This is a genomic window from Sphingopyxis sp. GW821-FHT02C12, assembly GCF_059421785.1.
The window spans coordinates 591,388-611,075 of record NZ_JBWKVQ010000002.1; the positions used below are offsets into that span (position 1 = coordinate 591,388).

The following is a 19,688-nucleotide window of genomic DNA, read 5'->3' on the forward strand; positions in this document are numbered from 1 at the left end:
GGGCAGGGCCGCCGGTCGCGGTGACGGGACAGGCGCGGGCGCCGACGTCCGGGTGGAGGGGCGGGACATGACGTCACTACTCGAAGAGGCGTGCTTCGTTCCGTCCCGGCGCGGCAACCCTTTATGCCAGCGGGCGTTGACCGGGCATCAATCAGGAGCGCAGCATGACCGTGAAGATGAACAGCGTCGGTTCGCCTGACCGCGACCGGATCGGCCTTGGTGAAGATCATGAGGTCCGCGACTGGATGGCGACTCTCGGCGTGAGCGAGGACGAACTGCGCGAGGCGGTCGACGCGGTCGGCAACTCGGTCGACGCCGTGCGTGCCTATCTGAGGTGTCCGTGATGGCGCGCGAACATGATCGCGCGGCGACCGCGCCCGTCGAGCGCATCGCGCGCGCGCTCGCGGGTCATGCGCTCAGCCGGAATGCCGAAGGCGACCTCGCCTCGGCAGGCGAAGCCGTCAACGATCTCTGGCCCGAATATACCGACGCCGCCCTGGCCGTCCTGCGCACGCTGCGCGAGCCGAGCGGGCGCATGCTCGCGGTCGGCGACGGCGACGTCTGGGAGCGGATGATCCGCGCGGCGATCGAGGACGAGACGATCGCCGACAACTGACCGCGCCGCACCGCTTGCCGGCCGCGGCGGCCGGTCAGCGAAGGCTTCGGAAGGTAACCGACCAGCGCGGCGCATGCATTGCCGCAATGCTATGCTCCCAGTCATCGCGGACTTCGCCCTGCATATGATAAATCGATCGCGGCGCGAGATCGGCCGTCGCGCGCTCGAACTTGGTGCCGCCCCTCCGCCGGAAGCGCATGGTCGCGGGCGCGCCGAGCGAGAGGCCGATGACGTGCCCGAAGACCGGGCGGTCCTTGTGCCATCCGATGCCCGCGCCCGGACCATATTGAATGACGAGCGCCTGCTCGAGGGACGCGGGGTCGATACCCGCAAATCCTGCGGCGCGGCCGCGAACGTCCTCGAGCCAGTCGGGGATCGGCTCGCCCGGGGCGAAGCGGCCGGTCTGGAAGTCGTATGTCCAGCCGAACGAGCGGGTGAGGCGCTTGCCTTCCCATTGCTGGAACTGGAATGGCGCCAGTCCGGCGGTTTCGATGCGCGCGACAAGCTCCTTCTCTTCGCTCGCGCTCACGACCTCGTCGGCGTATGTCAGGCCGGGAAGAAGCGCAGGGCCGAAAAGGTCTCCCTGCGGCGGCGGCGGTACCCCTGCGGCGGGCCGGGTCACAGCGGAAGTCCGGCTTGCTTGCGCAGCGGCCCGAAAGGCGTTGGCGCGATGCCCATGTCTGGAACATAATGGGAACGGTAGGGAGTCGCAAGGGCAACGGACCACCGCCGATGTGTAAAAATTATCGGCTCGAAATCGATGTCGCGTCGATCGCCGAAAATTTCGACGACCTCCATATCAGGGTGGATATGCCCGAAGGCGTACCGAATGTGCCTGCGCGCGAGGATATCCGCATTACCGACATGTGACCCGACGTCGAGGGGGCGACGGCGGTCTGCGGGCCGATAAAAGGCCCGCCGAAGCGGGCCAAGTTTGCCACGGTAGGAGTGGCGGAGGATTCCTAGTTTTCGGTACCCGGCGTGCCGGTCTTCGGCGGCTTGCCATCTTCGATGCGGCCTTCGTTGCGAAGGTCGCGGCCTTCCTGCGCCTTGCGCTTGGCCTCGGGGCTGTCGCCGTTCTCGAAGGCTTCTTCCTTCACATAACCGGCGGCTTCTTTGATCTGTCCTTTGACGCTCATGATCATCTCCTTCGTTGATGCGGAAAAAACCGGCGAGCGGTATCGAAAGTTGCGTTCCGGCCGGAGAATTTATCTTCATCTCGCGGCGCAACTTTCGCGATATTCCGGGGTTTAAATCCTGCACGGGTCATGCGGAGATCCCCGGGTCTGCCGGTGCCATGTGCGATCAATCTCGTGCCGCCGCGGGCCGCCTGCGCCCCTCGCCGGAGGGCTCGCGGCGCACGATTTCCATCTCCGCAAAGAAGACCCGGCCGTGCGTTTCGCGTGCCGCCATTGCGGTGCCGCACCGTGACGGCGTCATCCGGGATAGGGCGATCGCTTGAGAAGACCCGCCAGATGCGCTGCGTTTGCCGCCACCATCTTCGCGGTCTTCGTGATCATGCGCGGGCGGTGGTCGAGATCCTTGAAGTCGACCGATCCCATGGCTTCGCCGACCCAGTAGCACCCCGCGACCGCCGGGATCGTCCAGCCGACGTCGTTCAACGCCTGGAACAGTTCGGCGCAGACATGATGCGCCCCGTCTTCGTTGCCGACGATCGCCGCGACAGCGACTTTCGAATAGCTCGGCATGCGGCCGGCCTCGTCGGTCTCCGCGAGAAACGCATCCATGCGTTCGAGCACGAGCTTTGCGACGCTCGATGGCTGCCCCATCCAGATCGGGGTGCCGAAGATGAGGATGTCGGAGGCGAGGATCCGCTCACGGATAGCTGGCCAGGCGTCGCCGTCGCCCTCGTCGGACGAGACGCCCCATTTGACCTTGTGTGCGGCGATGCGGATCGGGTCGCCGACCTCGATGTCATGCTCGGCGAAATGCTCGGCAAGGACCGCGATCATGGCGTCGGTCGAACTCTTGCGCCCCTTCGCCGAGAGCGAGCAGTTGATGGCGGATGCGGTGAGCGAGGGCACGGGACGTCTCCTTGAGCCCCCTCCCTACAATGATCGGTCCGGGTGCCGGTTCCACTGGCCGGTCGGTGTCTTCCGCGGGAGAACGAGGATGAGGGTGCCGCCCTCTACGCGCCAGGACTGGAACGCGGACAGCAAATTCATGCCGGGCGCGACACTATCGCGGAGAGCCCGCGAGATGACGACCTTGAGCTTTCTTGCTTCGATGCGCCCGGTTTCGAAACGGTCGAGCGTTGCGGTATCGGCCCGCACGGACCGATCTCCGGTCATAGAGGCCGAGGCTTGTGGAACCACGATTTCCACTGGGTGGGTGAGAAATGCCCGGAGAACGGAGCGCGCCGGCCTAGCCGAGCGTCAAATCTTCCTTGGCGACCTCGTAATAGCTTGCGACACGATCGGCATAGGCCTGATCGAACAGCGGCGCATTGGCGGCCCAGCTCGGGCCGCCTTCGAGCACGCGCCGGTCGATGGTCACGACATAGGAATCGCTTGTCGCCTCGAATGCGAGCAGGCGGAAGGGCAGGGGATAATAGGCTTTCCCCATGCCGAGGAAGCCGCCGATGGACAGTACCGCATAGACCGCCTGGCCGGTTCGCTTGTTGATCATGAACGCGTGGATCGATCCGAGCTTGTCGCCGTCACGCGTCTTGACCCCCATCGTGTCGGCCTTGTTCGACTGGCACAGCAGCTGGGTCGGTTCGTCAATATCGGTCATCGGGCCTCCTTGTGGTCATCCTCACAACAGGCGAGCCGCGCGGGGGTTCCGGCGGGGCGGGCAAAGACGGGATGAGCGAGGCAACATCTGACTCTCCCGCGCATTGTCACAGGAACAGACAAGGAGTTTTACCATGGCAGCCTCGACCCCTCTCTCCGCGCATCGCATCCTGATCATGGCCACCGATGGCTTCGAACAGTCCGAACTCGAGGTGCCGCTCGCGCGGCTGCGCGAGGCGGGCGCCACCGTCGATATCGCCTCGCTCGACACGGCCGAGATCACCGGCTGGGACGAAGATGACTGGGGCGACGACATCGAGGTCGATCTCGCGATCGCCGACGTCGACATCGACGATTATGATGCGCTGGTTCTTCCTGGCGGACAGATCAATCCCGATCTTCTGCGCGTCGAGACGGCGGCGATCGCGCTGATCAAAGGCTTCGCAGCGGCCGACAAGCCCGTCGCCGCCATCTGTCATGCACCCTGGCTTCTCGTCGAGGCGGGCCTTGCGAAAGGGCGCCGCATGACGAGCTACAAATCGATCCGTACCGATGTCGCGAACGCAGGCGCCGATGTGGTCGACGAAGCCGTCGTCGTCGACGGCAACCTCATCACGAGCCGGTGTCCCGACGATCTCGATGCCTTCTGCAACGCGATCATAACCGCCGTCGCCGACGCAGCGGCGCACGCCGACTGAGCGCGCGCCGGGAACAGCGTGCGCGGGGCGCTGCCGGGCGCGCGCTCCCGCGGACGCCGGCGACGTCGGCGCGAAACAATGACGGTCGTTGCGATCGTCGGGGGCGCCCCGGAAAACGCCGCGCTCTCATGTCCCCTTTGGCACCCCGCGTGGACATCGGCGCGAAACGGCCGTGTGATCATAATGCCTGGGCGTTGCCGTCAGGCGGCGAGACTGCTCGCCTCGGGCGGGACGGGGGCCAGCGCGGTTTCGCCTTCGCGGCTCGAAAAGCAGAAATCTTCGGCGAGATAAGCCTGCACATCCTGATATCGGGGACCGACCGCGGCGACCGCGACAAGGATTTCGACCTGGGTAACGCCGAGGATCGCCGACCAAGCGCGCATCGCGTCCACACTGCTGCGATTGATCCGGCCGCCGTCCGGTACGATTTGTGCCTGCATCCTGCTCCATCCCGTCGGCGTCGAAAACCGCCGTCTGTTGAACGCGCGTCCGGCGCGCTCCGTTCCCGGGTCTGCGGTGAACGGACAAGCCGGTCAGGCGATAACGGAGGGCAGCGCTGCCGTGCAGGCGCGGTGCAGCATCTTGCACCAGCGCTCGACGCCGGCGGACATTTCGAGACCGTCCTGCCGGACCTCGATTTCGGCATAAGGGAGGCCGGCCGGATAGGCATGGTGCGGGACGCTAAAGTCGGTGGCATCCATGCGGTAGGGCTCGTTATCGCCGACGACGAGGTCGGCTTGCGCGCGCAGTCCCGCGAGCAGTGCCTCGGCAAATCGTGTGTCGCCCCGATCGTAGAGGACTCCAGCGTGCCAGGGACGGGCGCGGCCGCCGAGCGCGGGCGTGAAGCTGTGGAGCGCGAGCAGGATCGTCGGCCGCGCCGCCGCGCCGCGCCGCGCGATCTCCGCCGCGATTTCGGCATGATAGGGGGCGTGGATGGCCGCGATCCGCGCCGCAAGGTCACGGGCCTGAAGCCGGCGATTGCCCGGGATCGCGCTGCCGTCGGATATGGCTGGCGCCGTCTCGGGGTGCGCCGGGTCGCGGTTGCAGTCGATCACGAGCCGCGAATAGGGTTGGAAGAGGAAGGGCGCGTCGAGCGCCTCGGCGAGCGCGACGCCGAGCGCATGAACTCCGATATCCCAAGCGATGTGGCGCTCGCGATCCTGTCCGGACAGGCCCAGCGTGCCGAGCGCGCGGGGAATCGCGTTGCCGGCATGATCGCCGAGCAGGAGGAACGGAGCGCGTCCGCCTGCGTTGACCCACTGAGCGGGCGCCGGTTCGTCTGCGAGCAAGAGGCTGTCCGACAGCGACATCACGAAAGTCTCCCATGCCCCGGCTCACGATCCGCCATACGACCGAATATAGATACCGCCAGCCCGTCGCCTTCGGCGAGCACCGGATCATGATGCGCCCGCGCGAGAGTTTCGACCAGCGTCTCGTGAAAGCGGATCTTCGCATTTCACCCCATCCTTGCGAGCTGCGATGGTTGCACGACGTGCTCGGCAATTCGGTCGCGATCGCGCTGTTCGACAAGCGCGCGAACGCCTTGCGCGTGGTGAGCGAAATGACACTCGATCACGCGCCCCTCGCGAGCGACCGGATCGACATCGAGGACTATGCCCGGCACTTCCCCTTCACCTATGCCTCGGAAGACATGCCCGACCTGCTTCGCTCGATCGAGCGTGGATATCTCGACGTCGGCCGCATCGTCGACAAATGGGCGAACGGGTTTCTGAACGATCATGGTCCGACCGATACGCTGGGCCTGCTCACCGACATGGCGACGACGATCAAGCGCAGCTTCACTTATGTGCCGCGGCATGAAAAAGGCACGCAGTCCCCGATCGAGACGCTGTCTCGCCGGCAGGGAACCTGCCGCGATTTCGCGGTGCTGATGATCGAGGCGGTCCGCGCGCTCGGTCTCGCCGCGCGTTTCGTCTCGGGCTACGTCTACAATCCCGGCCGCAGCGAAGGGCGCGTCGGCGGCGGCAATACCCACGCCTGGGTCCGCGTCTTTCTGCCCGGATCGGGCTGGATCGAGTTCGACCCGACCAACGGCATTGTCGGAAACCGGGGGCTTGTTCGCGTCGCGGTCGCGCGCGATCCGTACCAGGCCGTGCCGCTCTCGGGCAGCTGGAGCGGCTATCCCGCAAGTTACATCGGCATGGACGTCGCCGTCGACGTCGAGCTCGGCGATGCCGCCGCGGGCGAGACCGATATCGCCGCTTCGGGCCGGACCCACGTTGCAAGGAATGCTGCCAGATGTTGATCAGGGCCGGATACGAGATCCGCTTCGAGACCGCGAACCCGACGCCGATGATGGCGATGCTCAGCATCCATCCGTCCCGCCAGAAGGACCTCAAGACCCCGCAGCAGATCGAGACGTCTCCCGTCATTCCCATTTACAATTATGAAGACAGCTTCGGGAACATCTGCACGCGCCTGACGGTGCCCGCGGGCGGGGTGACGCTCGCCGCCGATTTCGTGATCGAGGACAGCGGGCTCGTCGACGCGCGCCCGCCCGATGCGGCACCGACCCCGGTCGAGGATCTGCCCGACGACATCCTCATCTATCTGCTCGGCAGCCGCTACTGCGAGACCGACCGGCTCATGGGGGTGGCCTGGGCCGAGTTCGCGCATCTCGCCTCGGCGCGCGACCGGGTCGATGCGATCGTCGCCTTCGTCCACGACCATATCGTCTTCGGCTACGAACATGCGCGCCCGGACAAGACCGCGTGGAACGCCTATCAGGAGCGGCAGGGCGTGTGCCGCGACTTTGCGCACCTCGCGGTAACTTTATGCCGCTGCATGAATATCCCCGCGCGCTATTGCACCGGCTATCTGGGCGATATCGGCATCGCGCCGGTCGATGCTCCCATGGATTTTTCGGCCTGGTTCGATGTCTATATCGGTGGCGACTGGTATACATATGACGCGCGGCATAACCGGCCGCGCATCGGACGCATCCTGATGGCGCGCGGGCGCGACGCAACCGATACCGCGCTCACCACCGCCTTTGGCCCGGCGCGCGTCATATCCTTCCAGGTTCATACCGACGAGGTCGATACGGACGATATCGCGTCATGACGGGGCGGCAGCGGGGAGCGGCCCGGCCATGACGGCGATGGACCGCGCGATACCGTTCGTCGGCGATGCCGACGGCACGGCGGCCGAGACCGGATCGTCGCTTGCGCGGTGGCGCGTCGTCGCAAGCTATCTATGGCGGCACCGCCGCTATCCGGACCTCGACGCGCCGACCCGCTTCACCGAGCTGGTACAGCGGCGAAAGCTCACCGATCGCTCGCCGCGACAGTCGCAGTTCCTCGACAAGCTCGGCGTGAAGGCCATGGTGTCCGCGCGCCTCGGGACGGAGTGGATCATCCCGACGCTGTGGCACGGGCAAGCGCTGCCGGCATCGCTCCCGTTCGACGTGCCCGCCATTTTGAAGGCACGGCACGGCTGCAATCAATATGCGGTGCTGTGCGATCTGCCGAGCGCGCGCGAATGGCGCCGCCTCCAGCGCACGGCTGCGCGCTGGCAGCGAAGGCCTTACGGGATATGGCTCGACGAATGGGCCTATCGGGGCGTCCCGCGCGGACTGATCGCCGAGCCCTTGTTGGGCGGCGCGCTCCCGCTGCCCGTGGACTATAAGATCTATGTGTTCGGCGGGACGGCGACACATGTGCAGGTCCATCTCGATCGCGGCGGCCGCCACCGCTGGATCCTGCACGACCGTGGCTGGCGACAGCTGGTGGCATGTGCCGACCGGCCACCGGCACCGGCATCGCTTGCCGCGATGCTCGAGGCAGCCGAAGCACTGGCCCGCGATACGGCGTTTTTGCGTGTCGACTTCTACGAGGTCGACGGAAAGCCCAGGTTCGGGGAATTTTGCCTGTACCCCGGATCGGGGTTCGATCCGTTCGCTGCCGACTGGATCGATATCGAGCTCGGGCGATTGTGGCTGCGTGCCATGCAGGATCGGTCCGGCCTCGGGACGTCTTGATATCGCCGGCCGGCCAGCGCGCGCCTACCGGGTCGCGCGCGGCTCCCCTCCGGACAAGCGCTCGACGATGCGGCGCCGATGCTCGATCGCTGCGAGGATCAGTTCGGCGCGCGACAACAGGCTGAATCGCCGGACGAATTCGGGATCGGTGATGGCGGCGGCCGGGTTCAGTGTCAGCCAGTCGGCTGCGGCGGCGCAACAGGTCGTGCGGCCCGTCAGCCGCGCGGCCATTGCGTCCAGATCGGCGGCCGGGGCATCGAGCGCCGCGCCGCGCCGCTGCAGTTCGGCTTCCACCGCTGCAAGGTCGCGCCGCGACAGCAGCGGCCAGCGATCGTGAAAGCATGGCCAGTCGGGGACCGGGACCGTCCACGGAACGTTCGCCAGCACCCAGTCGGCGATTTCGCCGATCCGATCCCGGGCCGGCGGAGCCTCGGCAACGCGAAGCGCCGGATGAAAGTCGGCCTCGCGACCGCCCGATGCGGGGGTGGAATCGAGATCAAGCACGTCGCCACTGCCTCCAGATCAGTCGGTTCGAGGCGCGCCGATGCGCGCGCAGCTTCGCGATCGCCACTGTTGCGGCGATCGCCGCCGCGGCCAGCCCGCCTGCGATCATCCACGGCGTCTCCATGAGCTTGCCTCCGGTAAAATGCCTCGTGGCACATTACGCATGGCGCCAAGAAAAGCTGCTTGCCCGATGGCGATCGCGTCGCGCGGCGCGGTCCGGGCGAGGAAGGGCAAGCGGCGACCTTGCGACGGACAGGCGCGAGACCGCGTCCCGCGTGCGGCGGCATCCGGAAAACGGCACGCGGCGCCGGGTGGATCAGTCGATCCAGACGCCGTTCGTCCGGTGCCACTCGGCGATCGATAATCGCGGGTAGAGCGCGTAGCTCTCGTCCGCCGGCGCGATATCGGGCGCGACCCAGTCCGCCTTATATTTGAGCATCAGATGCACCGAGGATCGAGGCGCCGGCAGGGGCGTGTCGATCGCGCTCGCGAACGGATGCACAAGATCGGGCCAGGCGGGGTCGTAGAGCCAGAGCGCCGCCCCGCAGTCCTTGCAGAACCGCCGCCTTCCGCCGGAAAGCTCGCAGCGCTCATGCTCCGCATCGGCGATCCGTGCGCGATAGGTGCCGAGTTTCGCCTCGCCTTCGACCCTGAGCGAGGCCGCATTGGCACCCAGATTGATGGCATAGCCGCCACCGCCCTGTTGCTTGCGGCAGATCGAACAATAGCAGCGCTGATAAGGAACCGGCGTATTGCTTTCGACCGTGAACGTCACTGCGCCGCAATGGCAGGAGCCTTCGAGCGTAATCGGCATCAGCGACCTTCCCCGGACTGCGCCGCGAACCAGTCGGCATAAGGCGTGTTGCGCGCCATATGCCGGTTATAGTCGGGAGCGCCGTCGGTCCACCAGACCGGACCGCGCTCGCCAAGCGCCTGCTTGCTCGCATCGACGCCGGCGCGCGCCTTGCGCAGCGCGAGCGTATCGCCGGACATTTTTGCCGCCGCGACCGCGCGCCGCGCGGTCATGAGGCTCTGCACCAGCCGTTCACTTTCGCTGGTGCCGAGCGCGGGGTTCGCGCGGCGCCAGAGCCGTTCGCGCACCACCAGGTAGCGGCCATCGGGCGTGACGGGATGATCGGCCATATCGGCCTATGGCTTCGGAAGGGGAACTTCGGGCATCGCCATGAGGTCGGCTCGCGTCAACGAGGTGGCAAGATCGGTGTCGTCGCCGTTCACCACGGTGCGCAGGCCGAGAATCGGAAGTTCGACATAGCGGTCGGGATTGCTTCCCTCCACTTCGACCAGAAGCCGATCCACCTTGCCGTCCGCGGCGCGAAGCACCTGCGCGACGTCGCCAACCTCCTTGCCGTCCGCACCGACGATATCGGCGTTGAGAAGCCCGGCCTCGCTCAGGCCGAAGGCTGCGGGGACCGGCCCCGCGACGCTCGCGCTCGTTTCGGCGGATTTCTCCAGCCTCTCCTCGGCGGCCTCGTTCGCATCGGAGCAGGCGGCCAGCAAGGTGGCGGACAGGGCGGCAAGCATGATCGTTCGCATCGGGTCATCCTTTCGGAAAGGGTTCGGCTTCAACGCGTGCGATCCATCCGTGGTTGCGAGCGAACGACGGGTCTTGCGATGCAAATGGGGGGCGGACGAACCACGATGCCCGACGTTCCGCTGCGGCGCCGGCCCCGGCACCGCCCGGGGGCAAAAAGAGGGAAGGGCCGTGGCCGCTCGGGTCAATCCATGCTCATCTCGATCGAAATTCGCCGCGCGGCGGCCACGAGGCGCGGCGCGAGAGCGAACGGCGCCGACCATGCAGGTCGCCTACGACGCACCGGCCAGCAACCTGGACATCGCCGGCGTATTGAGCGGCTTGCCAAGATAGGCGGCGTGAACGCGGTCGGAACTGTCTCCGTCATAAGATCATGGCTCTGGCAATCAAATAGGATCCGCAGCCTGCGAGCAGCGTCGCGGCGGTCATCGCAAACACGCCATTCACCCATTTGCGGGCGCGGACATATGCCAATCCCGACGCGAAGGCGTAATATCCAGCCAGGCCGAGAAGCGGCACCAAAAGCAGATTGATAAGGTTCATTCCGCGGTGATTCCGCTCCGGATAGGGTAAGGCCGCTGCTGCTGGATGCCCGGAATCAACGGCTTGCCGGCGGGCTCGCATGAGACCGCCGGCATCGTCAGGGACCGCGGCCGAGAGAGGCGAAGCGATCCCGGATATTCACGGGAGCTTGCGTCCCCCGCGGCCGAAAACAAAGCCGACGATGACGAGCACGACCGCAACGACCAGCAGGATCTTGGCGAAATCGGCCGAGAGCCCGGCAATGCCGCCGAAACCGAGGAGTGCCGCGACCAGTGCAACGACCGCGAAAATGATGGCCCATCTGAACATGTAAGTCTCCTGTCGAGACGCACGCAGCTGCTGCCCGCGCGTCAGGGTGCACGAGCTTCGCGGCGCCGCCAAATCATCCTGTCCGGATATGGGGTCAACGCCAGCCGCGAGCCAAGGTTCCGGCGTCTCGTCGAGCAGGCAGCCTTCGGCGGAATCGAACGGAAGGTCGCACGGGACACGTGTCCGTCGGCGGTCGAAGATTGCCCGCGGCCGACTCCGCTGCGAGACGGCCGCGCAGGGAGTTGCGGCTCTCGGGCGATTAGCGCAGCTGACTGTCCTTGCTGCCGCGGCGGTTGATGCCCGCCGGTCGGACCGATGCATCGCGTGACGTCTGGCAGGCTACGCATGTTCGCGTTCCGGGTAACGCCTCGCGGCGCGCTGCCGGTATTTCCGCTCCGCAATCGTCGCAAAAATCGGTCCCCTTGCCAGCGGGAAGCCGCGCCCGCGCATTCTTTACCGCGTCGGACACCGTATCGTCGATCTGATCCTGCACGGCGCCGTCGCGCGCCCAACCATTGGCCATGGCCTGTCTCCGTCGATGAAACGCGCGCTCGCCGCGGAAGCTCCCGGCCGTCTTGCGGGCGGGCGTGAAAACGGCGGCTCCGACTTTCGCCGGGCCGCCGCTTCATGTCGATGTTCGACGGCGGAGACTAGCTCGCGTTGAGCCCGTGCTTCAGCGCCGACATCTGGTCATGGCCTTCGCGCACCGAGGTAAAGGCGGTCTGAATCAGCTGGCGCACTGCGGGGTCGAGATCGTCGTCTTTCAGCGCGATTTCGAACTTCGCCTTGATGTGATCCTCGCCGCGCTCGACCTCGGCGACGACCGCCGAATCGTCGCGCTCGCCGGTCAGCTTGTCGCGCAGTCCGAGGAAAGCGCGGTGCGCCGACGCGAGCACGGTACCGTCGTCCTCGGGGTTACCGCCAAGTTCGCGGACCTTCGCCTGGAAATTCGCGACGATGGTCTGACGCTCGTTGGCGCGGCTCAGAAACTGGTCCCGGAACTGCGCGGCATTCGCTTCTTCGGCCGCCTTGCGATAGCCATCGACGCTGTCGAGCGTTGTCGCGATCAGCGAATTGAGCGTTGCGACATTCTTGTTATCGAACATTGTGATATCCTTCTGGGAGGGGACGCCATCGAAGTTTCGAGGGCCGTACGATCCCCAACCACTATCGCGCGCGAGGGTTGCGAAGGGCGGGCGGAAACTAACCTGCATCATGACGATAGGGCGGCTGACGATGTCTCGGAGTCTCGAACCGAACTGCCGCAACTTAAGCTGCGGTGCCGCGTACTGCTGGCAACCCGTCTCCTGACGCCCTATCGTCTCAAGGATGTCAGGAGACGCGGCCAATCATTCTGACGGGATTGCGGTTCCGCTTCTGTGGCTTGATGAACAGCGCCGACGGGTCCGATGCCGAGCCGGATTATCGATGATCGACCTGCCGGATAAATCCCAACTTCTCGCACAGACGACGCAGGGCTCGTTGCCGCTCGATCTCGGTCTGCGCGATATCTTCTGCCGATGGCGCTGCGGGCCGATCGACGAATATTATCGCACTCCGCTCGGCGTTGCCTTGATCCATATCCGGGCCGGGTTCCACCGGCGCGGGAATGCCGCGCGATCGTGCCGCCTCATGCGCTATGACCAGCGCGCGGCATCGCGGTTTGATCTGCAATACGACGTCCGGCGGCAGAATGCCGCTTTCGGCTTTTTGAAAGGAGAGTTGGTCTTCGGCCGCCTGATAGGCTCCTTCGCCGGAATCGGGGCTCCGTTGCTCGGGCCCTGGTGACGCGGCGCCTTGGCCGGGTATCGGGCTATCGGAGCAGCCTGCGACAGAAAAAAACCATAAGGCGAACAGACAAGGCACGAGAGGCTTTGGGAACCAGCCTAGGCCAGGCATTGCGCGCGAACGTCATTGGCGAGCCGACCCCTGTCCGCGCTCGCTTGCTCGAACTTGAGCCGGCGAGCGGCCATGGCGTGCCAGGCGGCAGCGGAACGCAGGTCACGCGCGCGTACGTGCGCAAGGTCGGCGCGCGCCGCATCGGCCTCGCATCGGTGGGCATGGTCGAGATAAAGGTCAATGGTAGCGGGCATGGCGTTTCCCTTGGTCAGCCGAGCAGCTTGGCGATGAAAGACCGTATTTTTTGGCGGCGGCGTCTCGTGAGGCCCGGCATGCCGGTGAAGCGGATCGGCCTGCCGGCGAGCGAGAGACCGCCGAGGCTCGGGAAGATATCGTTGTTCTGAAACATGTCGGTTCCGATGTTCGGGAAATGCGTCGCGGGCGGAGATGCGCCGCGAAGCGTGGAGGTGCCGACGCACGGCCGCGAAGCTGCTCGCCGGCACGGCCCGGCTCAGGCGGTTTCGAGATTGACCGCGGAAATCTTGCCGTCGCGGCCTTTTTCCAGCTGGTAGGAAAGACGCTGATTTTTTTCGAGTGTCGCCATTCCGGCCTGTTCGAGGGCGGTCGCGTGGACGAAACTGTCGCCCGAGCCGTCTTCATTCGAAATGAAGCCATAGCCCTTGTCGCTGTTGAAGAATTTTACGTTGCCGATCGGCATGGATGTTTCCTTTCACGAAAACAGGAACCTGTCCGCGAAAGTGCGGGACAGAGCTGGAAGCGTGAGAAGGGAAAAATCGCCCCGGAGGGGTATCAAAATTCCGTCGCAGGCGACGTTAGCAAAAAAATATATAGTTCGATCTTTCAAAATGTCAATAAATTGTCTCGCGATCTCTCGCCGATGATGGCGTATAATTATCGAAATAATTTCCATTATCAGAAATTGAGAGAAGATATTTATATTTGACATATAACGTAACATTTCTTCTAATTCTGAATCATACCGGAACAATTATTCCGATCCGGTGTTAGGGTCTTGAGAGCGGCTACCGCCGGTCCAGGAGTCTTCCAGAATGCGCAAATTCATGTTCGCGGCGAGTATCGCCGCAATCGCCCTCGTGCCGTCCGCGGTTTCGGCGCGCACCCAGTCGCAGGCGAGCTGCGAGCAGCAGCGCTCGACGCGCGTCGTTGCAACGGTTGCCGGCGCTGGCGCTGGCGGCGTCCTTGGCAATGTCGTCGCGGGGAAAGGCGACAAGCGGCTCGGCACCGTGATCGGTGCGGTCGGCGGCGCGATCCTCGCCAATCAGGTTGCCAAACCGGGTCGCGATTGCCGCGACGCTTATGGCTATTATGATCAGGAAGGCCGTTGGCACGCATCGGGTATCAGCTCGTCCGAGGCTCGCGGCTATTATGATCGCGAAGGGACGTGGTTCGAAGGACCGCCCAATGGCCGCTATGGCGATGACGGTCGCTGGATCGCCTATACCGGCTCCAATCGCGGCGAGGGCGACTATCAGTCTGGCGGAGAATGGATTCCGGCCTCGGCGAACGGTTATTACGATCGCAACGACAAATGGGTCGCAGGCACGACGACCGGTCGATACGATAATCGCGGGCGCTGGGTTGCAGACGCCGGTAACACGTCCGGCAATCGCCGCGCCGACGCCTATGGCTATTATGACGCGCAGGGAGCCTGGCACGCAAATGCTTCGTCACGCGGCCGCGCCACCGGATATTACGACCGCAACAATCTCTGGGTGAACGGGAGCCCGAACGGTCATTATGACGAATATCGCAACTGGGTTCCGCACAGCGGAGACGGCAATGCGAACGGCAGCTACGATAGCCGGGACCGGTGGGTACCCGCTTCATCGACCGGCTATTATGACGACAAGGACCAGTGGGTCGGCGGCGCAGCGAGCGGCTACTACGACCGACGCGGACGCTGGGTCGCCGGGGCGACCGTCGGCCATTATGACGCGAAAGGGCGATGGATGGCGGGGGTCGCAAGCGGCCGCCGCGATGCCAGCGGCATGTGGGTCGCCGATCCGCAGCCCGGATATTATGATGCCAATGGCCGCTGGAATGCCGGTGCGACGAGCGGCTATTATGACAATCGCGGCCGCTGGATTTCTACTGCCCGCAGCACAGCTTATTCCGGTGGATACGGCGAAGGCCGCTCGATCCAGTCGCAGCTTTCGGACCTCGATCAATATGTTCGCACCGCGCGGTCGGATCGCAGGATCGACAGTCGCACCGCCGCAGGCGTCCAGCGCGAGCTGACGGCGATCCGCCGCGACGAAGGAAAGATGCGCCACGACCCGATGGGCAATGTGTCGGACCGCGAAATGGCCGATCTCCAGGCCCGCATCGACCGCGTGAACCTTCGCCTGCGTATCAACCCCAACTGATCGGCTCGGGCGTGCCGGCGCAATAGCCGCTCGGCGAGTGTCATGAACTCCTCCCCGCGATCATGGTGTCCGCCGTGATCGCGGGGTTTTTGCGTGTGAGGGGAAAAACCTGCTGGCCCGAGATTTGCCGCGCGCCCGCGACCAGTTCCGGTTTTCACCCTATGGGTGAAGGGGAGTCGCGGGCCGGAGCAAATAGCGCCGGACGGCCTTGTGAAAGGGGCCGACGACCGCGACCGCAATCATGATCTCGGCTTCGTGAACGCCGAGCAGGCTTACCCATGTCCGCATTGCGGCCGGTGAACTCCGGTCGATGACCCCGCCGTCGGGGAGTGCCGAGTGTGTGCAGGCAGTCATGGCTGGTGGTCCTCGCGCATGTGGAGAGGCTTTGAAAAAGCGGGCCGCGAAGCATGTCGCGGCCCGCTTTTTTAGCTTGATCAGATGTCAGCTTTTCTTGCCGTCATCCTTCTTGTCGCTCTGCTTGCCCGCGCCCTGCTGGCCGCTGCTGCTGTCCTTCTGCTGCTGCTGGCCGCCCTTGTCGGACGAACCACCTTGCTGCTTGCCGCCGCTCGATGAGCTTTTGTTGTCCTGCGCCATTTTGAAATTCCTCTATCGTTGCCCGGAATGGGCATGAAAGAGACGCGGCGCTCCATGGCCGTGTTCCGGCGTGTCCGCGGAAGTTAACCTGCATCATCACGATTGAACGGGGGCTGGCGCGCGCCGGATACGCGCGTTGGATGGCCCCGTCCGCTCCTTGGCCGTCATGCTTCGAAAGCGGTATCGGAGACCATATGTCCGGACTGGCGCGGGGTGATCAGCCGGCCAAGGTCGAAGCCCTGCGTCTTCGCCACGGCGAGATAATTCTCGACGACCTCGCTCGGCAGCGCGGCTGTACGCGCGATCAGCCAGAGATGCTCGCGGTCGGGTGTTCCGACGAGCGCGACGGTATAATCGGCGTCAATCGCGAGAACCCAGTAATCGCCCTGCGTGAACGGAATCCATCGCAGATATTCGGGGAGAAAACTGACCTTGAGCTTCGCGTTGCTGGCGTCCTGGGGAACCGCGAGCCCGATCGACCGATCGGGCTTCCCGTCCTTGTCCAGGCAGCGGTTCTCGACCCGAATGCGACCATCGGCGGTCTGGCTGTAGGTGGCGGTGATATCGCTGGCAGCCGCGTCCTCCCATTTCAGAGGCAGGCGGCATATCTCGAACCAGCGACCCAAATATCGCGCGAGGTCGATGTTCGGCACCGCGACAACGGACGTATTTTCATTGTGATGCACGATTTTTTTCCATTCGGAAGAGGAAACTTCGCGAGCGGCGTCCGGTTCCTTCCACATAGTTCCGTCGGCGCGGCACCCGGAAGAACGGCCAGGAGGGCAATACCCTCCCGCCTCGACGATACCGCCGGCCGCGTGCCAGCGACCTGCCGATACTACTGTGAAGCATAGGCGGCGGCGCAGCGGCCGGGCCGGCCAAATGAGGTCGATGGACGCCGTGAGCGTATCGGCGCGGCGCGCGATCGCGCCGCCGAAGCGGCCGGGCCTGCGCGCCGGCCGGCACAGGAAGCGATCATGGCGCTCATCGGCACGGCAGGCGGAAGGCGCAGTGACGGAAGAGGGAAGGGCGCGGGCGGCCTTGCGCCCGCGCCCCTCACGATGCAGGCAAATCAGCGGCTCCCGCCAAGCGGAGCATCCGCTCCGGTCCTCGGCCCATTGTCGGTGCGGACCGGCTTATGGCCTCCGCCGGCCTGTGTATCCGAATCATAGTCCTCCGGATTTCCACCGCCGCCCGCGCCGGCACCGCTGCCCGTGACCGGGCCGCTGCCGGTCTTGTTCGCGCGGTGCCCACGGTTCGAGGCGCCGGTAATATCGCCGTCGTCGCGTTCCTCTTTCGGGTAATCGCCGGGACGAACCGTTCCGACATTGTCGCGGTCCTCGGCATTCTCGGGCGGGAGCGAGCCCGGCGTGGAAGCTTTATCGGTCATGACGATCTCCTTTTCGGTTGTGGAGGTTCAGCCGCTCAATATGTCGAGGGCGGATCGCTGGCGGGGAAGGATTCGTCGGCCGCCTGATCGACGCCGTCCCAGGCGCGACGCGCATCGCTGCGCATGCCGCCGGGTCCGGCCGAACGCGTCTGGTCGAAATTTTCAGCATCGGTTTCGCTGTCGGCGAAAGCCGCCGAATGCGTATCGCTTTTCGGAAATTTCGGTGCTTTCTTGCGGGTGAACCAATAGAGCGCGCCGATTACGGCGACGCTCATGATCTTGCCGATGCCCGAGGATTTTCCGGGTTGATGGGTTGCTGCGGTCATGATCTTCTCCTCTTCGAGGAAGAAACGGCGCGCTGCGGCCAAGGTTGCCGGGTTGATCTGGATCAGTCCGTTTGTGGAATGGGCGGCAGAAGGCCCGGCGTGCTCGCGGAACCGACCGCCGGGCCATGGCTTCTTCCCAGACGATGCCCCGGAGAAATCATGCAGAGCGCGTCCGCCTATCGTCACATGAAAGCGAATATCGTGCTCTACGGCGCGCTGATCGCCAATCTCGGCATCGCCATCGCCAAGTTCATCGCCGCCGCCATCAGCGGCTCGTCCTCGATGCTGACCGAGGGGGTCCACTCGCTCGTCGACAGCGGGAACCAGCTGCTGCTCCTCTATGGCCAGTCACGCGCAAAACGGCCCGCCGACGCCTTCCACCCCTTCGGCTATGGGCGCGAACTCTATTTCTGGGCCTTTGTCGTCGCGATCCTGATTTTCGCGATCGGCGCGGGGGTGTCGATCTATGAAGGCTGGAGCCATATCCTCGACCCCGAGCCGCTGCGCGATCCGACGATCAACTATGTGGTGCTCGGCATCGCCTTCCTCCTCGAAGGCATGTCGTGGAGCATCGCGGTTCGCGAATTCAACACTGCGCGAGGCGATCGGGGGTGGTGGGAAGCGATCAGACGCTCGAAGGACCCGGCAGGCTTCATCGTGCTGTTCGAAGACAGCGCCGCGCTGCTCGGGCTTGCGATCGCCGCTCTGGGTGTCTGGGCGAGCCACTGGACCGGCGATGCACGGATCGACGGCATCGCGTCGGTTGCGATCGGCGGCGTGCTGGCTGCCGTCGCGGCCCTTCTCGCGCGCGAGGCCAAAGGGCTGCTGATCGGCGAGAGCGCCGATCCCGATCTGGTCGCCGCGATCTGGCGCCTCGTCGATCGCCGCCCCGAGATTACGGCGGTGAACCATGTGCGAACGATCCACACGTCGCCCGACACCGTCTTCGTCGCGGTCAGCGCCGACTTCGACGACGCTCTCTCGATGGGCCGTGCGGAAAGCTTGATCGAGGAGATGGAGACCGAACTCAAGATGGCCGAACCGCGGATCAACTCGATCTACATCCGTCCCGAGAAACAGAGCGATGCCGTGGCGTATCCGCCGCCGCGACGCAACTGAGATTTTCCCGTATCGGCGGGCACGCGAATTGCTGCAAATCGCTATAACCGAAGTTAGTCGGGCGCAACTGGCCACCCTCTCAGTGGTTTACCGGTCATGCTGCAACCCACCGACGATCGCGACCACCCGCTGGCCCGCCGCTTCGACGCCTTCGTGCGCGATCCGGCTTTTCCTTGCGTTGGTGCCAAATCCGCCCTCGCCAAGGGGCAGATACGGATCGTCGTCGGCCGCGACATGCGGTCGGCGTGGGACGACCTGCGCATCTATCCCAACCTGCTCGATCTGGCCTGGACCTACGCGCGCGAACCGAGCCTCTTTCATTCGCTCGCGGTCGTGTTCGAGGAGGATAGCGGGCTCGATGAGGAAGGGTTCGAACGCTGCCTGTGGGAGCGTCTCGAATCGCTGACCCGGAAGGACGACTTCCACGGCCAGATCGCCGACCCGCGGGTCAGCGCCGATCCCGGCGACCCGCATTTCTCGCTGAGCTTTGGCGGCGAGGCCTTTTTCGTCGTCGGTCTTCACCCGCGCGCGAGCCGTCCGGCGCGGCGCTTCGAGCGGCCGGCGCTGGTCTTCAACCTGCACGACCAGTTCGAACAGCTTCGCGCGAGCGGGGTCTATGACAAGATGCGCAGCACGATTCTGGCGCGCGATATCGCGCTCGCCGGCGACGTCAATCCGATGCTCGCGCGCCATGGCACCATGTCGGAGGCGCGCCAATATTCGGGACGGGCGGTCGGCAACGACTGGGTCTGTCCTTTCGCGGGGCGGAGCGGCGTACCTGCACCACGAAATGTCCTGGTCGGCCGCGGCGACTGATCTAATGGGCGCGGTCCGCAGCGCGGTTTGTCGTCAGCGACGGTCGACTGTCTGCAATTTGCCATCGCGGCCACCGATGGGCATTGCGCCGAGGCACCGTCCGAGGTTCGGGTAATGACCTCGCCCTGCGCGTGCAAAGCGCAATCCGGACCATGACGATTGTCCGCACGGCGGCAAAAGAGATTGAGCGAGGTTAATAATCGCGCGCGCGGCGCGAC

35 protein-coding genes are annotated in these 19,688 nt (G+C 65.0%); 13 read left to right on the forward strand and 22 right to left on the reverse strand.

Going from position 1 to position 19,688, the window contains the following annotated elements; genetic code table 11:
• Positions 1-164: 164 nt before the first annotated feature.
• On the forward strand, positions 165-344 hold the full coding sequence (locus AC07U1_RS18065) for a DUF3606 domain-containing protein (protein ID WP_495178056.1): 180 nt from the start codon (positions 165-167) through the stop codon (positions 342-344).
• Positions 344-616 carry a hypothetical protein gene (locus tag AC07U1_RS18070; protein ID WP_166939424.1) on the forward strand — a complete coding sequence of 91 codons (273 nt, stop codon included), beginning with the start codon at positions 344-346 and terminating at the stop codon, positions 614-616. The genes AC07U1_RS18065 and AC07U1_RS18070 overlap by 1 nt, the downstream gene beginning before the upstream one ends.
• A gap of 34 nt (positions 617-650) precedes the next feature.
• On the opposite strand, the gene AC07U1_RS18075 is transcribed toward AC07U1_RS18070, so the two are convergent.
• A complete protein-coding gene (locus AC07U1_RS18075; protein WP_495178055.1) occupies positions 651-1,238 on the reverse strand; it encodes an alpha-ketoglutarate-dependent dioxygenase AlkB in 588 nt (195 codons plus the stop codon).
• Positions 1,239-1,348: 110 nt separating this feature from the next.
• On the opposite strand from AC07U1_RS18075, the gene AC07U1_RS18080 reads away from it, so the two are divergent.
• Positions 1,349-1,486, forward strand: a complete 138-nt coding sequence (locus AC07U1_RS18080; protein WP_166939429.1) for a hypothetical protein — start codon at positions 1,349-1,351, stop codon at positions 1,484-1,486.
• Positions 1,487-1,578: 92 nt separating this feature from the next.
• On the opposite strand, the gene AC07U1_RS18085 is transcribed toward AC07U1_RS18080, so the two are convergent.
• Complete coding sequence (locus AC07U1_RS18085; RefSeq protein WP_167346272.1) at positions 1,579-1,755, reverse strand: hypothetical protein; 177 nt, start codon at positions 1,753-1,755, stop codon at positions 1,579-1,581.
• A 17-nt stretch (positions 1,756-1,772) separates the two neighbouring features.
• Between AC07U1_RS18085 and AC07U1_RS18090 the strand changes: the two genes are divergently transcribed.
• On the forward strand, positions 1,773-2,078 hold the full coding sequence (locus AC07U1_RS18090; RefSeq protein WP_495197767.1) for a hypothetical protein: 306 nt from the start codon (positions 1,773-1,775) through the stop codon (positions 2,076-2,078).
• On the opposite strand, the gene AC07U1_RS18095 is transcribed toward AC07U1_RS18090, so the two are convergent.
• From AC07U1_RS18095 to AC07U1_RS18105, 3 genes are all read right to left on the reverse strand, one after another.
• Entirely contained in the window at positions 2,053-2,661 is a 609-nt protein-coding gene (locus tag AC07U1_RS18095) for a flavodoxin family protein (RefSeq protein ID WP_495178054.1), read from the reverse strand. The genes AC07U1_RS18090 and AC07U1_RS18095 overlap by 26 nt on opposite strands.
• A 24-nt stretch (positions 2,662-2,685) precedes the next feature.
• A complete protein-coding gene (locus AC07U1_RS18100) occupies positions 2,686-2,910 on the reverse strand; it encodes a pepsin/retropepsin-like aspartic protease family protein (protein WP_495197768.1) in 225 nt (74 codons plus the stop codon).
• Positions 2,911-3,001: 91 nt separating this feature from the next.
• The gene (locus tag AC07U1_RS18105; RefSeq protein WP_166939438.1) at positions 3,002-3,373 is read right to left on the reverse strand and encodes a PRC-barrel domain-containing protein; all 372 of its coding nucleotides are present in this window, start codon (positions 3,371-3,373) and stop codon (positions 3,002-3,004) included.
• A 133-nt stretch (positions 3,374-3,506) separates the two neighbouring features.
• On the opposite strand from AC07U1_RS18105, the gene AC07U1_RS18110 reads away from it, so the two are divergent.
• Positions 3,507-4,070: a type 1 glutamine amidotransferase domain-containing protein gene (locus tag AC07U1_RS18110; protein ID WP_495178053.1), complete on the forward strand. Its 564-nt coding sequence runs from the start codon at positions 3,507-3,509 to the stop codon at positions 4,068-4,070.
• 200 nt (positions 4,071-4,270) lie between these two features.
• Here AC07U1_RS18110 and AC07U1_RS18115 read toward each other — a convergent pair whose 3' ends face one another.
• Both AC07U1_RS18115 and AC07U1_RS18120 read right to left on the reverse strand, forming a co-directional pair.
• The gene (locus tag AC07U1_RS18115) at positions 4,271-4,510 is read right to left on the reverse strand and encodes a DUF3606 domain-containing protein (protein WP_331136186.1); all 240 of its coding nucleotides are present in this window, start codon (positions 4,508-4,510) and stop codon (positions 4,271-4,273) included.
• A 93-nt stretch (positions 4,511-4,603) separates the two neighbouring features.
• The gene (locus AC07U1_RS18120) at positions 4,604-5,380 is read right to left on the reverse strand and encodes an N-formylglutamate amidohydrolase (protein WP_495178471.1); all 777 of its coding nucleotides are present in this window, start codon (positions 5,378-5,380) and stop codon (positions 4,604-4,606) included.
• Between the two features lie 14 nt (positions 5,381-5,394).
• Here AC07U1_RS18120 and AC07U1_RS18125 point away from each other — a divergent pair, with 14 nt between their 5' ends.
• Genes AC07U1_RS18125 through AC07U1_RS18135 form a run of 3 tightly spaced genes read left to right on the forward strand, consistent with a single transcriptional unit; the run spans position 5,395 to position 8,070 of the window.
• Entirely contained in the window at positions 5,395-6,336 is a 942-nt protein-coding gene (locus AC07U1_RS18125) for a transglutaminase family protein (RefSeq protein ID WP_495178052.1), read from the forward strand.
• Positions 6,330-7,154 (forward strand): transglutaminase-like domain-containing protein, encoded by an 825-nt coding sequence (locus AC07U1_RS18130; RefSeq protein WP_495178051.1) that lies wholly within the window; start codon positions 6,330-6,332, stop codon positions 7,152-7,154. The genes AC07U1_RS18125 and AC07U1_RS18130 overlap by 7 nt, the downstream gene beginning before the upstream one ends.
• A gap of 28 nt (positions 7,155-7,182) precedes the next feature.
• Positions 7,183-8,070, forward strand: a complete 888-nt coding sequence (locus tag AC07U1_RS18135) for an ATP-grasp fold amidoligase family protein (RefSeq protein ID WP_495178050.1) — start codon at positions 7,183-7,185, stop codon at positions 8,068-8,070.
• A 24-nt stretch (positions 8,071-8,094) separates the two neighbouring features.
• Here the strand turns inward: AC07U1_RS18135 and AC07U1_RS18140 are convergent, their stop codons facing one another.
• From AC07U1_RS18140 to AC07U1_RS18180, 9 genes are all read right to left on the reverse strand, one after another.
• A complete protein-coding gene (locus AC07U1_RS18140; RefSeq protein ID WP_495178049.1) occupies positions 8,095-8,574 on the reverse strand; it encodes a hypothetical protein in 480 nt (159 codons plus the stop codon).
• Positions 8,567-8,698: a hypothetical protein gene (locus tag AC07U1_RS18145; RefSeq protein WP_495197769.1), complete on the reverse strand. Its 132-nt coding sequence runs from the start codon at positions 8,696-8,698 to the stop codon at positions 8,567-8,569. The genes AC07U1_RS18140 and AC07U1_RS18145 overlap by 8 nt, the downstream gene beginning before the upstream one ends.
• A 192-nt stretch (positions 8,699-8,890) precedes the next feature.
• Positions 8,891-9,388, reverse strand: coding sequence for a GFA family protein (locus AC07U1_RS18150; RefSeq protein ID WP_495178048.1), 498 nt, complete (start codon positions 9,386-9,388; stop codon positions 8,891-8,893).
• Positions 9,388-9,717 carry a hypothetical protein gene (locus AC07U1_RS18155; protein WP_495178047.1) on the reverse strand — a complete coding sequence of 110 codons (330 nt, stop codon included), beginning with the start codon at positions 9,715-9,717 and terminating at the stop codon, positions 9,388-9,390. Before AC07U1_RS18155 ends, AC07U1_RS18150 begins: the two co-directional genes overlap by 1 nt.
• 6 nt (positions 9,718-9,723) lie before the next feature.
• Positions 9,724-10,128 (reverse strand): PRC-barrel domain-containing protein, encoded by a 405-nt coding sequence (locus AC07U1_RS18160; protein WP_495178046.1) that lies wholly within the window; start codon positions 10,126-10,128, stop codon positions 9,724-9,726.
• 361 nt (positions 10,129-10,489) lie between these two features.
• Positions 10,490-10,669: a hypothetical protein gene (locus AC07U1_RS18165; RefSeq protein ID WP_495178045.1), complete on the reverse strand. Its 180-nt coding sequence runs from the start codon at positions 10,667-10,669 to the stop codon at positions 10,490-10,492.
• 138 nt (positions 10,670-10,807) lie between these two features.
• Positions 10,808-10,978, reverse strand: a complete 171-nt coding sequence (locus AC07U1_RS18170) for a DUF1328 family protein (RefSeq protein ID WP_084758191.1) — start codon at positions 10,976-10,978, stop codon at positions 10,808-10,810.
• A 259-nt stretch (positions 10,979-11,237) separates the two neighbouring features.
• Positions 11,238-11,501: a DksA/TraR family C4-type zinc finger protein gene (locus AC07U1_RS18175; RefSeq protein WP_166939459.1), complete on the reverse strand. Its 264-nt coding sequence runs from the start codon at positions 11,499-11,501 to the stop codon at positions 11,238-11,240.
• Between the two features lie 127 nt (positions 11,502-11,628).
• Positions 11,629-12,084, reverse strand: a complete 456-nt coding sequence (locus AC07U1_RS18180; protein WP_495178044.1) for a PA2169 family four-helix-bundle protein — start codon at positions 12,082-12,084, stop codon at positions 11,629-11,631.
• A 322-nt stretch (positions 12,085-12,406) separates the two neighbouring features.
• Here AC07U1_RS18180 and AC07U1_RS18185 point away from each other — a divergent pair, with 322 nt between their 5' ends.
• Positions 12,407-12,766, forward strand: a complete 360-nt coding sequence (locus AC07U1_RS18185; protein ID WP_495178043.1) for a hypothetical protein — start codon at positions 12,407-12,409, stop codon at positions 12,764-12,766.
• Entirely contained in the window at positions 12,763-13,221 is a 459-nt protein-coding gene (locus AC07U1_RS18190) for a hypothetical protein (protein ID WP_495197770.1), read from the forward strand. Before AC07U1_RS18185 ends, AC07U1_RS18190 begins: the two co-directional genes overlap by 4 nt.
• A gap of 107 nt (positions 13,222-13,328) precedes the next feature.
• On the opposite strand, the gene AC07U1_RS18195 is transcribed toward AC07U1_RS18190, so the two are convergent.
• A complete protein-coding gene (locus AC07U1_RS18195) occupies positions 13,329-13,535 on the reverse strand; it encodes a cold-shock protein (RefSeq protein WP_331135568.1) in 207 nt (68 codons plus the stop codon).
• 352 nt (positions 13,536-13,887) lie between these two features.
• On the opposite strand from AC07U1_RS18195, the gene AC07U1_RS18200 reads away from it, so the two are divergent.
• Positions 13,888-15,225 (forward strand): glycine zipper 2TM domain-containing protein, encoded by a 1,338-nt coding sequence (locus AC07U1_RS18200; protein WP_495178040.1) that lies wholly within the window; start codon positions 13,888-13,890, stop codon positions 15,223-15,225.
• Between the two features lie 159 nt (positions 15,226-15,384).
• Here AC07U1_RS18200 and AC07U1_RS18205 read toward each other — a convergent pair whose 3' ends face one another.
• The 5 genes from AC07U1_RS18205 to AC07U1_RS18225 all read right to left on the reverse strand — a co-directional run bounded on the left by AC07U1_RS18205 (position 15,385) and on the right by AC07U1_RS18225 (position 17,535).
• Positions 15,385-15,579, reverse strand: a complete 195-nt coding sequence (locus AC07U1_RS18205) for a DUF3606 domain-containing protein (protein WP_495178039.1) — start codon at positions 15,577-15,579, stop codon at positions 15,385-15,387.
• Between the two features lie 87 nt (positions 15,580-15,666).
• A complete protein-coding gene (locus AC07U1_RS18210; RefSeq protein WP_166939471.1) occupies positions 15,667-15,819 on the reverse strand; it encodes a hypothetical protein in 153 nt (50 codons plus the stop codon).
• 164 nt (positions 15,820-15,983) lie between these two features.
• Complete coding sequence (locus AC07U1_RS18215) at positions 15,984-16,505, reverse strand: lipocalin family protein (RefSeq protein WP_495178038.1); 522 nt, start codon at positions 16,503-16,505, stop codon at positions 15,984-15,986.
• A gap of 386 nt (positions 16,506-16,891) precedes the next feature.
• Positions 16,892-17,209 carry a hypothetical protein gene (locus AC07U1_RS18220; RefSeq protein ID WP_495178037.1) on the reverse strand — a complete coding sequence of 106 codons (318 nt, stop codon included), beginning with the start codon at positions 17,207-17,209 and terminating at the stop codon, positions 16,892-16,894.
• Between the two features lie 35 nt (positions 17,210-17,244).
• Positions 17,245-17,535: a hypothetical protein gene (locus AC07U1_RS18225; RefSeq protein ID WP_495178036.1), complete on the reverse strand. Its 291-nt coding sequence runs from the start codon at positions 17,533-17,535 to the stop codon at positions 17,245-17,247.
• Positions 17,536-17,694: 159 nt separating this feature from the next.
• Here AC07U1_RS18225 and AC07U1_RS18230 point away from each other — a divergent pair, with 159 nt between their 5' ends.
• Entirely contained in the window at positions 17,695-18,654 is a 960-nt protein-coding gene (locus AC07U1_RS18230) for a cation diffusion facilitator family transporter (protein ID WP_495178035.1), read from the forward strand.
• Positions 18,655-18,750: 96 nt separating this feature from the next.
• Positions 18,751-19,470, forward strand: coding sequence for a guanitoxin biosynthesis heme-dependent pre-guanitoxin N-hydroxylase GntA (gene gntA / locus AC07U1_RS18235; protein WP_495178034.1), 720 nt, complete (start codon positions 18,751-18,753; stop codon positions 19,468-19,470).
• Positions 19,471-19,688: the final 218 nt, after the last annotated feature.